Genomic DNA, 15,048 nt, shown 5'->3' with positions numbered 1-15,048 from the left:
TTATGGGTCATCAAGATATTCAATGGGGGATAGCACCGATTGGCTGGCGCAATGATGATATCCCTGACATTGGAAAAGAAAACACACTGTCCCATTTATTGGGTGACATTTACGTTGCGGGGTTTGATGGCACAGAAGTCGGAGGATTTTTCCCGGAAGCGGATGTGTTGAATAAAGAATTGCGTCTGCGCAACTTAAAAATTGCAGGAAAATGGTTTTCTAGTTTTATTGTTCAAGATGGAGTGGAGGAAACAGCAAAAGCGTTTGAGAGACATTGCGCTTACTTAAAAGAAGTGGGAGCGGCCATAGCGGTTGTTTCTGAGCAAACGTACAGCATTCAAAAAGAAGAAAAAAATGTTTTTTCCAAGAAGCCTTATTTTACAGATGAAGAGTGGAATCAATTGACAAGCGGACTCGATATTCTTGGGGGTATTGCAAACCGATACGGCTTGAAGCTTGCTTTTCATCATCATATGGGAACGACTGTACAAACAATGGAAGAAGTGGACCGTCTGATGGAAAACACCGACCCTGCTAAAGTGCATTTATTATATGACACAGGCCACATTTACGTATCCGATAAAGAGTATGTGCCGCTTTTGCGCAAGCATATTCATCGGATTGCGCATGTGCACTATAAAGATGTCCGAAAGGAAGTAATGGAGCAGTGCGAGCAAAAAGGACAGTCTTTTCTTGATGCGTTTTTAGCTGGGATGTTTACCGTTCCTGGTGATGGGGACCTTGATTTTGTTGACGTATATGAGGAGCTGTTAAAACATGACTATAAAGGATGGATTGTCATCGAGGCCGAGCAGGACCCGGCAAAAGCCCATCCACTAGAATATGCGTTAATTGCAAGAGAGTATATAGATAAAAATCTTTTGAACAAAAGTCTTATCAACAAATAACAGCAGAACAGCTGCAGTACACATGCAGCTGTTCTCATGAGTCTCTGAAATTCAGTAGAAGCGAGGGATATGACATGACATTAGGGTTTGGAGTTGTGGGAACTGGAGCGATTGGACGCGAACATATACAGAGAATAACAAAAGTTGTGTCAGGAGCGGAAATTGCTGCTGTTACGGATGTCAATCAGGACGCTGCCAAAAAGGCTGTGGAAGACTTTAACTTGCGTGCAAGCATATATGAAGATGATACCGCGCTTTTAAAAGATGAAAACGTAGAAGCTGTACTTGTTACAAGCTGGGGACCTGCTCATGAAAGTACAGTTCTTAAGGCAGTTGAAGCAGGAAAATTTGTATTTGTAGAGAAGCCGCTTGCTACAACGGCGGAAGGTTGTATGCGCATTGTAGAAGCTGAGCAAAAACATGGCAAACGCCTCGTTCAAGTCGGTTTTATGCGTCGTTACGACAGTGGTTATCGTCAGATGAAAGAAGCGATTGATAATAACTTTATCGGAGAGCCGCTCATGATTCGCTGTGCTCACCGCAATCGGGAAGTAGGAGAAAGTTATACCCAGGACATGGCGATTTTAGATACTCTTATCCATGAAATTGATACACTTCACTGGCTTGTTGGTGACGATTACAAATCGATACAAGTTACTTATCCAAAGAAAACAAAAAATGCATTAGAGCATTTAAAAGATCCTCAAATTGTCACATTAGAAACAAAGACGGGAATCATCATCCATGCAGAAATCTTTGTAAATTGCCAGTTTGGTTATGACATCCAATGTGAAGTCATTGGAGAAGAAGGAATTGTAAAACTTCCAGAGGTAGCTACAGCCCAATACCGCAAAGACGGAGTCCTGGGCTCAGGTATTTTGCAGGATTGGCAGAGCCGCTTTAACGATGCTTTTAATAATGAATTCCAAGACTTTATTGATGCTGTTCGCAGGGAGGGACAGCCGCAAGGGCCGTCTGCATGGGATGGATACATTGCTGCTGTAACAGGGGATGCTGGTGTGAAAGCACAGCAATCCGGTCAGGCAGAACCTATTGAACTTCCAGAACGTCCTGATTTTTATCAACAAAAGAAACAGGAGGAGAAGGTATGAAACTCTGTTATAACCAAGCAACGACATTAGAAAACTCCCATCTGGAAAAAGATTTGGAACTATGTGAAAAGCATGGCTATGACTATATTGAAATCCGTACGATGGATAAGCTTCCAGAGTACTTAGACAACCATTCCATAGACGATTTAGCAGATTTCTTTCAATCCAGCCACGTAAAACCGCTTGCAATGAATGCGCTTGTCTTTTTTAATAATCGCTCAAAAGAGGCTCATCAAACGAACATGGAAGAGTTTAAAGACATGTTAGAGAAAGCAGAGAAAATTGGAGCAGCGTATATTGTAGCAGTGCCTCTCGTAACAGAAACGAAAATTTTAAAAGAAGACATTAAACATAGTGCCGTCGAAGTGTTAACCGAACTTTCTGATCTTGCAAAACCATATGGTGTAAAAGTGGCGCTCGAGTTTGTCGGTCACCCGCAATGTACAATCAATACATTTGCTCAAGCAAATGACATTGTAGAAACCGTCGGCCGTGATAATGTGGGTCTTGTTCTTGACTGCTTCCATTTTCATGCAATGGGTTCAAATATGGAAGATTTAAAAAAGGCAGAGGCAGATAACATCTTTATCCTTCACATTGATGACACCGAAGATTTTCCGATTGGCTTTTTGACAGATGAAGATCGCGTATGGCCGGGACATGGAGTGATTGACCTAGAAGGCATTATTTCAACTGTGATAGAAAAAGGGTTTGATGGAGCGGTTTCTGTTGAATTATTCCGCCCTGAATATTATAAACTCGATCCAGATGAGGTTATTAAGACGGCGAAAGATACGTCTATAGATGTATTAAAAAAAGTGCAAGCCGTCGTATAGAAAACGCAAAAAGGGTCTGTATCAAAAGCCTCTAAACGGAAAAGCTATGGGCGCCATCCAGAGAGACGGTGACCATGGCTTTTTTGTAAGGTAAGAACGTATAAAAGTTTGGCGTTTTCATGGTCTAGAAAAAGCGCCTGCCCGCTCAGGCGCACACGACGTGGGTCGGTTCAGCGTTGCCACAGGACGTGGTGGTTTTAGTTGAACATCCTCTGTCTTTCCTTTCGACTCCGGGCTCTGTGCGAAAGATCCAGGACTTGTCGCGGGCTCCCAGGATGGGGGTCCATTCGGTGTTGTCACAGGAAGTCCTTCCACAGGATGTGGTGAATTCAACGCCCGCCGCAGGACGTGTGCGTTTTTAGTAGAAGTACCTTACAGAACAGAAGTTCCTTCACCGTCGCCGAACGTCTCTCTTTTAAGGCGCTTGCTTTTCTTTGGTACATGAAAAAAGAATGTTGGAGTGTTTTTTCGTTCTCCTATCCTGAATGGCTATCGGGGGAGGTGACTGCGGGGCGTCGGCTAAGACCAGCCACATCGTGTGGCTAACGCCGACACTAGCACGTCCTGTGCGTCGAAGCAAGAGCTGAAGATCCACCCGACGGTGATCTCCCGTCGGTTAGCTGAAGCCTTGCCCGCGGCCAGCGAACCTGAAGAGCCATTCATACGAGAGGGTCTACGTTCATCCAAACAACAAACCTTATAAAATCGGAAAAAGGGCTGTATGGGTAGCCGCATGGAGTAAAGGATTGGTGTTGTCAACATGTAAAGGAAAGTCATATACGTGCAACGGGGCAGGTCGCGGGCTTCGACAGGAAGGGGGTAGTTCGGGAATACTTATGCAGGAGGCGGTGGCTTCTGTGTCTGGAATAGGATATTCATAAACTTAGCAGGATTTTTTACCTTGGCTGAACTTTCTTCTTTTAAGACGTTTGCGCTTTTCTTAGTGTGCAGATAAATGGCCGTTAACGAGCCAGCCGCCGTCTGTTTTAAGAATAACACCTGTTACGTAATCAGACTCACTAGAAGCAAGAAACGTGGCAGGGCCGGCGATATCTTCGGGATAAGCTAACCTTCCGAGTGGAATGCGGTTTTCCAATTGTGTTACATTGTGCTCCCCTTTTTCCGCTAATTCATTGAAAAGCGGTGTCTGAACATATCCAGGACTAATAGCATTCACTTGAATGTTGTACTTTCCCCACTCCAGGGCTAATGTTTCTGTTAGCTGGCGTACTGCTCCTTTACTGGCAGCATATGCTGCACGTTGCGGGATACCTGCATGGGCTGCGATGGACGTAATATTAATAATTTTGCCGCCCGTGTGCTGCTCTATCATTTGCCTGCCAGTTTCTTGGGACATTAGAAAAGTTCCGGTAGCGTTAATGTCCATGCATTTGTTCCATTCATTGATATGTAACTCTTCAGAAGGAGAAACCATCGTTATTCCGGCAGCATTCACAAGAATATCAATACTTCCAAATAGTTTTTTTGTTGTTTGCACGATGTGTTTTACATCTCTTTCATTTGACACATCTCCAGCGATGTAGTTGATGGAGCCGTTCCATTTGGTAAGTTCTTGTGCTTTTTTTCTCAAGGCTTCTTCTGTTCTTGCTGCCACCATCACAGAAGCACCTTCTTTTGCAAACGCTGCGGCAATTGCTCCGCCAATACCGCTGCTCCCGCCGGTAATAAGAGCGGTTTTATGTTTCAAACGCATAAATTCATTTCCTCCCTTCGTGTATGTTCTTCTTTCATTCTGTTACAGCTTCCCAGTTAAAAACTGTGCTTCTCCATTGCCAAAACTCCAATCGGCATCGTTATTTTCTGCTATGTTTATCATAATATCTTCTTGCGCCAATCCGCATTCTCTTGCTAGCTTTTCTACCATCAAACGGTAGAGTTTCTGTTTTTTCTCTTGTGTTCTTGTTTTGCTGACTATGCTGATGACTACGACATTATCGGTGCGCACAAGGCCAAGTCCTGTGTCCTTAATGATCATTTCAGCTGGTTTATGCTGGTGCACCATTTGGTAGCGGTCAGTATCTGGTACATCAAACGCTTCTATCATAGCAGTGTGGGCAGCGTCTAACAGCTTTCTCAGCTCTTCGTCACTACGGCCTTCTATTATGTCAAATCGTAGTAGTGGCATAATAACTCCCCCTGAATAAAAATAGTTGACTCTTATTGCATTTGTGCAATAGTGTCCAAGTTATTTGTACATGCTGGTTCGTTTTGCTCGTTCTATCTTTTCGCCATTAGTTAACCAGAAAAAATAAATTTGTTACAAAAAAAGAAAATAGATAATATGCTATTTCTCTTTTATCATATCATAAATTAATAATTAAAGGTATTTGTTTTATCAAAAAATAATCAAAAGTTATCAAAAGATGTTAAGATGTATATAAACAATCATAAGGAGTGTGTGTAATGACATTAGTATCAATGAAAGAAATGTTAACGGAAGCAAAGCAAGCAGGCTATGCTGTAGGACAGTACAACATTAACAATTTAGAGTTTATTTCAGCTTTTTTACGCGTTGCCCAAGAAGAAAAATCGCCGATGATCATTGCTGCATCAGACCGTATGGTAGATTTTCTCGGTGGATTTAAAAATATCGCTGCAATGGTGAAAACGCTGTATAATGCTTTAGATATTACAGTGCCAGTCGCTCTCCATCTAGATCACGGACAAAGCGTCATACGTTGTAAACAAGCGATGGATGCAGGGTTCACATCCGTGATGATTGATGGGTCTCACTATCCAATTGAAAAAAATATTAACATGACAAAAGAAGTTGCAGATTATGCAAACTCTCGCGGGGTGTCTGTGGAGGCAGAAGTGGGAACGGTAGGCGGCCAAGAAGACGGCCTTGCCGGAAGTGTGCAGTATGCGGATGTTAAAGAGTGCATTCGTTTAGTAGAAGAAACAAAGATTGATGCACTTGCTGCTGCGCTTGGCTCCGTACATGGTCCTTACAAAGGAGAGCCGAAGCTGGGGTTTGAACAGATGAAAGAGATTTCAGAACGCACTCAAGTACCACTTGTTCTGCACGGTGGAACAGGCATTCCAACCCATCACATTCAACGGGCTATTACCTTAGGACATGCTAAGATTAATGTGAACACCGAAAACATTCAAGCGTGGACCAAAGCGGTTCGAAACAAATTGGCAGAGGATGAAAATGTGTATGAGCCTCGGTTGATTTTGTCACCTGCGATTGAAGCCGTGGAAACATCGGTGAAAGAGAAAATAAGGGAATTTGGGACAAGTGGAAAAGCTTCGCAAGCTGTGGCAAAATAAATGTAGAAAAGCACTCTATGAATAGGTGAAAGTGTCTATGTAAAAAGGCAGATTGTCGGGCAGACGGCCGGGCAGCCATGTTTGTTTTTTGGAAACGGTTGTTGTTAAAATAAGCCGAGAGAGATGAGAACTTGCAGTACTCGGACTGAGAAGCTTCCAAGCAGAGGGATGGGGTTTTATGGAACTGAAAAATTTTGTATCAGGAAAAATCATTTTAAATGAATCGGTCCATCGCTTGGAACAGAATGGCGCTGTGTTTAACATTCATTATTGGGGGGCCATGCCCAATCATTATAATACATTGCGCCATAAACACTCTTTTTTTGAAGTGTGTTATGTCGTTGAAGGAGAAGGGTCATATATTGATGGAAATGACATTTACCCCCTTCAAAAAAACACGATGTTTCTTTCAAGACCAGATGTTTCGCATCAAATAAAGAGTGAGAGCGGCCTGTTTCTCTTAGTGGTTGCATTTGAATTGATGGAATCGGAATCGAGTGACCAGTGGATTTCAAACATTGAGAGTGCCAAGCAATGTCCAAGAGTCATATTAGAAGCAGAAGAGGAGACAGTACCTGTCCTTCTATGGAAGGCATTGCTTATCCAAGCGGCAAAACCGGACCAGGGCTTTGTAAAAGAGGGATTAAAGCACTTAGCAGCAAATTTAATTTTTTCTATCCTTTACTCCTTTGTTCCGATTTCGCAAGGAGAAAAGCGGCAAGATCTGCCCGCGCCAGCTTCCCAACTTCTCAAACAAGTTATTGTCTATATACGTGATAACTTGTCGGGTTCTTTAAAGTTAAAAGATGTAGCCGGCCACTTCCATATATCGAGTCGCCATTTATCTCGTTTGTTTGTTTCAGAGGCAGGGGTAAGTTATTCCGACTTTATTCAAAATGAAAGAATAAAGAAAGCAGCAACATTACTGAAAACAACGGATTTATCTACGCATGAAATAGCAGAAAAGACTGGCTATTCATCCGTTCACTACTTTACTCGTGTGTTCACGTCGATTATGCGCGATCCACCGGGGCGTTTCCGCTCTCTTTATACAAACTTAAAAACACAAGAGTTTACAGACTATTAAACTGGCTTTTGCAGCTTCTTCGTGTAATATTAGCAGAACACACAGAGCACATATGGTATCCAAGAGGATTTGTTACTCAGCCTAAGATGCTATACGCACTGTCTGAGGAGGGGCAATGAGACGCCCTCACCTTGAGGACTGTTCAAAACAGAAATGGACTGCGAACGCTTAGTCACTCAAGAATCCCACCCGTTACCCCGTAAGGTTTGGGGCTTGCGTCTTTAGACGTGGGAGTCTCAAAGTACGTATGTCAGCTTCTGCAATATTAGAATTATTTGAAATATAAACTATTTTAAATATACATTGAAAAAATGCAGTCCCTTTATCAATCAAATACCATGCAGCAGTTATTTTCTGTGATGTTAGATGTTTACAAAAATATAAAAGAAAACGATTCTATTAATGCAGGAAGAAGTAATAAAACAAGCTAAGCGGGCAGAGAGTATTTCATATGAATAATAATAATGAAGTGCTGGGGCTTTCCTGTAAAAAAGGAATAGTCCCTTCTTTTGTTTATTCTGTAAAAATGTTTTACAAACGCTGAAGTCTGACAGCTGTTTTCACAAAATAACAAACTCATTCTTTTTAACAATGAGCAAATATAGTTGGGGGTGGTTTGTTGATACAAAAAGAATTGATGTCAGGAAAAATCTTTTTGAATGAATGTGTACATCGTGTACAGCGAAATGGAGCTGTGTTTAACATTTACTATTGGGGAGGTGTGCCGAATCATTACAATACGCTGCGGCATAAGCACTCTTTTTTTGAAGCATGCTATGTTGTCGAAGGAGAGGGAGCGTATATTGATGGAGGTGATACCTACTCGCTTCAAAGAAACTCGGTGTTTCTTTCCAGGCCGGATGTTTCCCATCAGATAAAGAGTGACAGTGGAATATTCCTTTTATTTGTTGCATTTGAATTGGTTGCATCAGAGTCAAGTGATGAATGGAGCAGGCTGATAGAGGATGCTAAGCAATGTCCAAGGGTCATCTTAAACGCAGGAGAGGAAACGGCCTCTGTACTTTTATGGAAAGCTTTGCTCATCCAAGCAGCAGGTCCAAAATATAGTTTTTTAAAAGACTCTCTCTTCCACCTAGCAGCTGCTTTGATTTTTTCTCTTGTTCACACTTTTGCTCCCAATTCAAAAGGAAAAGCACGGAAGAAATCGCCGGCATCCTCTTCTCAGCTTCTCAAACAAGTTATCTTCTATATTCGTGATAATGTATCGGAAACTTTAAAAATGACAGATGTAGCCGATCATTTTCATATATCCAGGAGACATTTAACACGCCTATTTGCATCGGAAATAGGCGTGAGCTACTCTGATTTTGTTCAAAATGAAAGGATAAAAAGAGCGGTAGCATTGCTTAAATCAACTAATTTATCTGTTAGTGAGATTGCTGAAGAAAGCGGCTTTTCTACTGTGCACTATTTTACTCGTGTGTTTACTTCTAAAATGCGCAATCCGCCAGGGCGTTTTCGTATGCTTTATTCCAATGTGAAAACGAACAGGTTTACCGAATATTAATAATTGTCGTGTTTGAAGCAGGTTTGTTTTTCATCAAAATATAAGAAGCAGCAGCTATTGTCTTCATAGTATAAATGGCTGCCAAAGAAATAAATAATGCTGTATCCGTTTCTGATCATTTTGTCATTGATTTCATGATGTTCAGGGTTGGTGTTTTTCGTGTACAACCAGGCCCAAAAATCCAAAACAACGTCTTCATCGTCCAAATACAAATTATTTATCGCATTTTACAATGTAACTATCATTGAATGCCAGGAAGTCTGATTTACCGCAAAAAAGAAAACGATTACATGGAAAGGGGGGAGAGGTGCTGCCTGTCTTTGAATACTAAACACCTATTCAGAAGACAGCGCAGGATGAATGGAAATGAACCTATGTCAAGGAGGGGTACTATGCTAAAAGTTGGTCTAGTAACAGATATTTTAGAAGACGCAAGCTTTGAAGAAATGCTGGATACATGTGTGGAACAAGGAATTGAAACATTAGAGCTGGGGTGTGGCAATTGGTCAAGTGCTCCGCATATTGACGTAGATATCTTGTTAGAAAGCACCGAAAAACGTCGGTTCTTTTTAGATGCTATAAAAAGAAGAGGACTTGAAATCGCGGCTCTAAACTGTTCAGGTAATCAATTGGAGCCTACCGAACGTGGAAAAGCCCATCAAACCGTCGTAGAAAAAACATTTAGGCTGGCAGGATTATTAGGCGTGGAAACAGTTGTGATGATGTCTGGCTGTCCTAGCGGCGGACCGGGTGATGTGACACCAAATTGGATTACTCACCCTATATTGCCGCCGCACTTTCAGACGCTGGATTGGCAATGGAATGAAGTTGCTTTTCCTTATTGGGAAAAGGCTGTGCATGCCGCAAAAAAACATGGTGTTCAAAAGATTGCGATTGAAAATCTAGGTTTTAATTTAGTTCATAATCCAGAAACACTTTTTAAATTAAGAAATGAAATTGGCGATATGATTGGAATGAACTTTGATCCAAGCCATTTATTTTGGATGGGAGGCGATCCTATTGCAGCTGTAAGAGAGTTAGGAAGCGCGATATATCACGTTCACGCCAAAGATGTGCGCATCGAAAGAGGAATTCATGATATTCATGGCCTTATTGACGTGAAACCGATGAAGAGTTTTGTTAATCGGTCATGGAACTACGTAGCCCTCGGACACGGTCATGATGTTGGCTTTTGGAAAGAATTTTTTACAGTCGTTAAAATGAGCGGTTATGAGGGACCGATTGTTCTTGAAATGGAAGACGTAACGATGGATCCGCTTACTGGTGTAATAAAGTCAATGGACGTTTTGAAAGAAGCATTGCCAAGAACGTTTAAAAAATCTAAGACTATTGTAAAGTGAAATTTCTTCAGGTTTAGTATTTTCAATATTCTAATAATTAGAAAGTGGTTTACGTGAAAAATTTATGAATCATTAGGGAGGGGTTTCACGATGCTAAATGGAGAAAGAAAGATTTCAAGACCGCTGCGCTGGGCAATGGTTGGAGGCGGACGTACAGGCCAGGTAGGTTACAAACATCGTACTGGGGCGCTCCGAGATAACACTGCTTTTGAATTGGTAGCGGGTGCATTTGATATTGATTTTGAACGAGGCAGAGATTTTGGAGTAAATATTGGGGTTTTAAAAGATCGTTTGTATCCCGACTATGAAACGATGTTTGCTGAAGAAGCCAGAAGAGAGGATGGGATTGAAGTTGTCTCGATTGCTACGCCAAATGCAACTCACTTTGAAATTTGTAAAGCAGCATTAGAAGCAGGACTGCATGTTATTTGTGAGAAGCCATTGTTTTTCACGACGGAGGAAGCACAATTTGTGAAAGAGTTAGCAGAAGAAAAAGAGAAAATTGTTGGAGTTACATACGGTTTCTCTGGACATCAGCTTTTGTTGCAAATGCGGGCAATGATTGAACAAGGCAAAATTGGGGATGTACGTGTTGTGGATTTACAATATACGCACGGTTTTAATGCAGCAGATGAAGGAGATAAATCAAATTCTGCGCAAAAATGGCGCGTGGATCCGAAAGTGGCGGGACCCAGCTTTGTTTTAGGAGATTTATCCACTCATACGTATTACATGTCGCAACTGATTTTGCCTCATATGAAAGTGAAAAAGTTATTGTGTGACCGCCAGAGTTTTGTTGGCAGCCGTGCCCCGCTAGAAGATAATGCTCACGTAATCATGCACTATGATAATGGAGCAGTAGGAACGATGTGGACTTCATCGATTAACGCTGGGTGTATGGATGCTCAAAGAATTCGTATCGTAGGATCAAAGGCAAGTTTAGAATGGTGGGACAGCAAACCAAATGAATTAAGGTATGAAATTCAAGGGGAACCTGCCCAAACATTGGTACGTGCCATGCCATACCTGGATGAGAATTGTCAGGCAGATGAAAGGCTGGGTGCATTACATGCTGAAGGGCTGTCCGAGTCTTGGGCAAACATTTATCTCAAGTTTGCCATGGCTGTTGATGCGAAGGAACGTGGTGATGAAGAAACGTTACGTCATTTAGTATATCCTGATATTGATGCTGGACTAGAGGGGGTCCGCTGGGTTGAAAATTGTGTGCGCTCTGCTGACAATGGGGCAGTTTGGGTAGATTTTGAATGAGTTTTAAGTTTTTGCAATTTCCCCATGACAACCTCTGAAAGAAATAAAGCGAGGAGGATGAAAGCATGGGGCTGTCCCATAAGTCAGTTTTTCGGCAGCGCAGCCGAAATATACTCGCTTTCCGCAGACTGAGGTCATGCCCGCGTAAAGCGCCCCAGCTGCAGCAGATGTGTTCTAAAGCAGCAGCTTCTACGGTGACAAGGAAGGTGGTTGAGTGGATTTCTCAACCACCGTTTTTCTTCAGTGACAAGCCATAATGTCAAATTGACTGAAAGTAAGGGCTTGCTGCTTCAAATGATAATCATCAGAAGAGACAAAAATATTCATCTTGTACAGGTAAGCCCGCAGCTTTTCTTAAAAGTGCAAACGGCTGCGGGAGTGCAGTTGCTGCTTATTATTCCCCGATGTTTCAACATGTAATGGATTTCATATTCATTGTAATAGTGACAGGTCTCATTTTGTGCTGTGTCTTTAAAATACAAAATAAAGTCTTTAAAATTCAAATACGAATCGTCTGTTATTTCTTACAATTTAAATATATTGAGAAAAGGAGCTGAGCTTAAGCGGAGACGTCTTACCATAAGCTCGAAGGAATTGATATTATGCTTCATTCCTTTTCGTTTCCCATGGGTGGTTATTTTTCGTTTTTCATAAGTGAAGTGGTATCATTTCATCTGAATGCTTGCAGATATCGTCAGAACATGAAAAAACAAGAAAAGGATTACATTTGTGATGGGTAATAGAAGACATGGTGTTTTGTCTTCTTGGAAAGGAGGACTTATAACCGTCCTGTCATATCCCCTTTTTTATGTTGAATGAGAAAGTGACAGAAAAAACAAAGACACCAACGGCTGAAGCTTGATAAAAGTTTTGCAATGTGTTTATTATCCTTGGCATATTCGAAGCATAGTTTTTCTAAGTCGTTAAGACAAACGATGATTGGGACAGTTATATAACTTTTTGTGCAGCTATGGAATCGTGAGTTTACCAATCTGTAAAACTTTACGCTCGTTATTTTTCGAATATTTTTAAAATAGTTGAAAGGAAAAAGAATAATTACACATTACGAAAAGATTTTTTTTAGGAATAATTGAAAACGATTACAATGATTGTTTGTTCTTAAGTGGACATCCAGTTCATGTTGTACCGAAACTATGGGTTATCACAAAGAATTACTGCCCGCTGGTATTTGGCTCAAAGGTGCATACATATGTGCCTTTCTCGTTTCTACTATCTTTATAAAAGCACTTTTCATTTCATAAAGGAGGAATGAACGTATGAAACACCAGCGATATTATATTCTATTTGTAGGACTAGTCGCTTCTTTAGGTGGACTTCTTTTTGGCTACGATACAGCAGTTATTGCAGGAGCAGAGCAGTCCATACAATTATATCTAGTAGACAGCTTAGGATTAAGTTCATTTATTCATGGGCTGACTGTATCTAGTGCATTGGCGGGATGTATTATTGGAGCAGTCATTTCCGGAGTGATAGCCAATTCGATAGGACGACGTAATACACTCATTATTGCTGCTGTTTTATTTTTCCTATCGGCACTAGGTTCAGCTTACCCAGAGATTCTGTTCTTCACTGCAGGTGAGCCTAGTTTAGCATTATTGATCACTTTTAACCTTTATCGAATATTAGGTGGTATTGGAGTAGGTTTAGCTTCAGCCATAGCACCAGTGTATATTAGTGAAATGAGTCCTCCAAATATCAGAGGAAAAATGGTCGTCACTTATAATATGTCTGTTGTGATTGGCCAGACGGTTGTATATGTTGTCACTTGGTTCATCGTATTAGGTAAAACTGGTGAGTGGATCAATGATATTGGCTGGAGATATATGTTTGCTTCAGAGTTGATTCCGGCTGCAGTATTTTTCATTTTACTTCTATTTATTCCGGAAACACCTAGATATATGGCTTTGAAACACGACTATGATAAAGCATATAACTTATTAGAAAAAATCAATGGATCTAAACAAATAGCTGGTGAAACCCTTCAACAAATCAAACATTCTTTAAACACTTCAACAGAAAAAGTAAGCCTCTTCTATTATGGAAAACTAGTTTTGTTTGTAGGTTTTGCAGTGGCTGTTTTGCAACAATTCATAGGCATAAATATTATTATGTATTATGCACCGCGAATTTTTGCAAATCTTGGTGCTGATGCGTCAACATCCATGTTTCAAACAATATTTATTGGAGCTATAGGTGTCCTTGTTTCATTCCTGGCTATAAAATGGGTTGAGGAAAAAGGAAGAAAGTTTTTACTCCTGTTCGGTTCGGCAGGATGTGCGATTTGTTTAACTGCAGTAGCGGCACTTTTCTTTGCAGGTATTCAAGGGATAAGCACACTCATATTTATTTTAGGATTTGTTGCTGCATTTCAGATGACTTGGGGACCTATTACGTGGGTTGTACTCTCAGAGTTGTTCCCTAATAGAATTAGGGGGCAGGCGGTTGCTGTTGCTGTCACGTTAGTATGGGGGGCGAATTTAATAGCTTCATCTACATTCCCTCCATTAAACGATGCCTTAGGGGCAGGAGCCTTCCTTATTTACGGTCTCATTAGTACAATCGCCTTTTTCTTTGTGTTGAAGTTTGTTCCTGAAACAAAGAATAAATCACTTGAAGAAATTGAAGAAATCTGGCTTTCTAGAAACAAAAGCGAGTTAGAAACAAAAGGTTTGGCGCCTGAAAAAAAGATAAATTAAGAACTATCATTTCAAGCGTGTCACTTGATGTAACCGGTTGCAAGGAAGGTGAAATAAAAGCAGCAGTCAGTGGATATATGGTAAAGGGAATATATACTTGTAAAGCAGAAAGTGGAAATAATAAAAATGATTGAAGCGGCTTGAGCTCTGTATTCTGTAGGAGCTGAAGCCGTTTTATCAGAAGGCGGGAAAGTATATATTTTGATTGTTATTTGAAAGATTTTTCGTCCATACGCTGTCCGGAAGCAGGAGCGCAAGACGGACGACTCGGGAATAGCATGGGGCGAAGACCTCGCAGGACGGGTACCGTTCGAGCAGGCTGAGGTCATGCCCGCGGAAAGCGTCCCGTCTGCAGCCAGATGCGTTCTAAAGCAGCAACGTCTACGGTGATAAGGACAGTGGCTGAGTGGGTTTCTCAACCACCGTTTTTCTTATGTTTATAAAACGGAATGCATGTGAATTTTAGAGCTATATGGCGGCTTTTTTTGAGAATTATTTGTCGTATGAAGCCCATAAAATAAGCAGTAATCGAATGATGACCACTGCTTATTTATGACCAATAACAAGGCTTTCTCTTGCTACTTCAACCACTTCTTTGGATATTTTCTCAACTTGATTAATCGTCATAACACGTTCAATCTGTGTAAAGAGACGTTGAATAAGACGAAAATTCCCACCCGTTATCCGTACCACAGCCGTAAAAGCCTCGTAATCAGTAAAATCTTCAAGGTTAATTTGCAAGCCAAGTTCTTGCCATTTGTGTTTTAAAATAAAGGTCATTTCTTCCTTGCTTAGTTTTTTAAATTCATGGGCAAATCCAATCCGGGAATATAACTGTGGATAGCGCATCAATTGACGTTCAAGACCTGGCATCCCTATAAGGACAACCCCCATCGGATGGTTATCGTACATATCCCGGATTAATTCCAATCC

General features: G+C 41.1%; 11 protein-coding genes and 1 pseudogene. 9 read left to right on the top strand and 3 right to left on the bottom strand.

Going from position 1 to position 15,048, the window contains the following annotated elements; all coding sequences use genetic code 11:
• Window positions 1–2: 2 nt before the first annotated feature.
• From iolE to iolI, 3 genes are all read left to right on the top strand, one after another.
• Window positions 3–908 (top strand): myo-inosose-2 dehydratase, encoded by a 906-nt coding sequence (gene iolE, locus BLT18_RS09945; protein ID WP_091273569.1) that lies wholly within the window; start codon window positions 3–5, stop codon window positions 906–908.
• A gap of 74 nt (window positions 909–982) precedes the next feature.
• Complete coding sequence (locus BLT18_RS09940) at window positions 983–2,020, top strand: Gfo/Idh/MocA family protein (protein ID WP_091273567.1); 1,038 nt, start codon at window positions 983–985, stop codon at window positions 2,018–2,020.
• Window positions 2,017–2,856, top strand: coding sequence for a 2-keto-myo-inositol isomerase (iolI, locus tag BLT18_RS09935; protein ID WP_091273564.1), 840 nt, complete (start codon window positions 2,017–2,019; stop codon window positions 2,854–2,856). Before BLT18_RS09940 ends, iolI begins: the two co-directional genes overlap by 4 nt.
• A 940-nt stretch (window positions 2,857–3,796) precedes the next feature.
• Here iolI and BLT18_RS09930 read toward each other — a convergent pair.
• Together BLT18_RS09930 and BLT18_RS09925 are read right to left on the bottom strand one after the other, a co-directional pair.
• Window positions 3,797–4,570, bottom strand: coding sequence for an SDR family NAD(P)-dependent oxidoreductase (locus BLT18_RS09930; protein WP_091273562.1), 774 nt, complete (start codon window positions 4,568–4,570; stop codon window positions 3,797–3,799).
• A 42-nt stretch (window positions 4,571–4,612) separates the two neighbouring features.
• A complete protein-coding gene (locus tag BLT18_RS09925; RefSeq protein ID WP_091273560.1) occupies window positions 4,613–5,002 on the bottom strand; it encodes a tautomerase family protein in 390 nt (129 codons plus the stop codon).
• Window positions 5,003–5,280: 278 nt separating this feature from the next.
• On the opposite strand from BLT18_RS09925, the gene fba reads away from it, so the two are divergent.
• The 6 genes from fba to BLT18_RS09890 all read left to right on the top strand — a co-directional run bounded on the left by fba (window position 5,281) and on the right by BLT18_RS09890 (window position 14,115).
• Entirely contained in the window at window positions 5,281–6,153 is an 873-nt protein-coding gene (gene fba / locus BLT18_RS09920; RefSeq protein ID WP_091273558.1) for a class II fructose-1,6-bisphosphate aldolase, read from the top strand.
• A gap of 178 nt (window positions 6,154–6,331) precedes the next feature.
• The gene (locus BLT18_RS09915) at window positions 6,332–7,240 is read left to right on the top strand and encodes an AraC family transcriptional regulator (protein ID WP_091273556.1); all 909 of its coding nucleotides are present in this window, start codon (window positions 6,332–6,334) and stop codon (window positions 7,238–7,240) included.
• Between the two features lie 637 nt (window positions 7,241–7,877).
• Entirely contained in the window at window positions 7,878–8,768 is an 891-nt protein-coding gene (locus BLT18_RS09910) for an AraC family transcriptional regulator (protein ID WP_091273694.1), read from the top strand.
• 392 nt (window positions 8,769–9,160) lie between these two features.
• Window positions 9,161–10,129, top strand: a complete 969-nt coding sequence (locus BLT18_RS09905; RefSeq protein ID WP_091273554.1) for a sugar phosphate isomerase/epimerase family protein — start codon at window positions 9,161–9,163, stop codon at window positions 10,127–10,129.
• 90 nt (window positions 10,130–10,219) lie between these two features.
• On the top strand, window positions 10,220–11,398 hold the full coding sequence (locus tag BLT18_RS09900) for a Gfo/Idh/MocA family protein (protein WP_091273552.1): 1,179 nt from the start codon (window positions 10,220–10,222) through the stop codon (window positions 11,396–11,398).
• A gap of 1,277 nt (window positions 11,399–12,675) precedes the next feature.
• Complete coding sequence (locus BLT18_RS09890; RefSeq protein WP_091273548.1) at window positions 12,676–14,115, top strand: sugar porter family MFS transporter; 1,440 nt, start codon at window positions 12,676–12,678, stop codon at window positions 14,113–14,115.
• Between the two features lie 546 nt (window positions 14,116–14,661).
• Here BLT18_RS09890 and BLT18_RS18215 read toward each other — a convergent pair.
• Window positions 14,662–15,048, bottom strand: a pseudogene (locus tag BLT18_RS18215) (AAA family ATPase); the annotation flags it as partial.

The sequence above is a fragment of the Alteribacillus persepolensis genome (genome assembly GCF_900099605.1).
Lineage (GTDB): Bacteria > Bacillota > Bacilli > Bacillales > Marinococcaceae > Alteribacillus > Alteribacillus persepolensis.
This window is presented reverse-complemented; position numbering and strand designations above follow the sequence as displayed.

Bases quoted from the DNA above. Each gene is read 5' to 3' on its own strand.
- iolE (WP_091273569.1), top strand. From the start codon at position 3: ATGGGTCATCAAGATATTCAATGGGGGATAGCACCGATTGGCTGGCGC.
- BLT18_RS09940 (WP_091273567.1), top strand. From the start codon at position 983: ATGACATTAGGGTTTGGAGTTGTGGGAACTGGAGCGATTGGACGCGAA.
- iolI (WP_091273564.1), top strand. From the start codon at position 2,017: ATGAAACTCTGTTATAACCAAGCAACGACATTAGAAAACTCCCATCTG.
- BLT18_RS09930 (WP_091273562.1), bottom strand. From the start codon at position 4,570: ATGCGTTTGAAACATAAAACCGCTCTTATTACCGGCGGGAGCAGCGGT.
- BLT18_RS09925 (WP_091273560.1), bottom strand. From the start codon at position 5,002: ATGCCACTACTACGATTTGACATAATAGAAGGCCGTAGTGACGAAGAG.
- fba (WP_091273558.1), top strand. From the start codon at position 5,281: ATGACATTAGTATCAATGAAAGAAATGTTAACGGAAGCAAAGCAAGCA.
- BLT18_RS09915 (WP_091273556.1), top strand. From the start codon at position 6,332: ATGGAACTGAAAAATTTTGTATCAGGAAAAATCATTTTAAATGAATCG.
- BLT18_RS09910 (WP_091273694.1), top strand. From the start codon at position 7,878: ATGTCAGGAAAAATCTTTTTGAATGAATGTGTACATCGTGTACAGCGA.
- BLT18_RS09905 (WP_091273554.1), top strand. From the start codon at position 9,161: ATGCTAAAAGTTGGTCTAGTAACAGATATTTTAGAAGACGCAAGCTTT.
- BLT18_RS09900 (WP_091273552.1), top strand. From the start codon at position 10,220: ATGCTAAATGGAGAAAGAAAGATTTCAAGACCGCTGCGCTGGGCAATG.
- BLT18_RS09890 (WP_091273548.1), top strand. From the start codon at position 12,676: ATGAAACACCAGCGATATTATATTCTATTTGTAGGACTAGTCGCTTCT.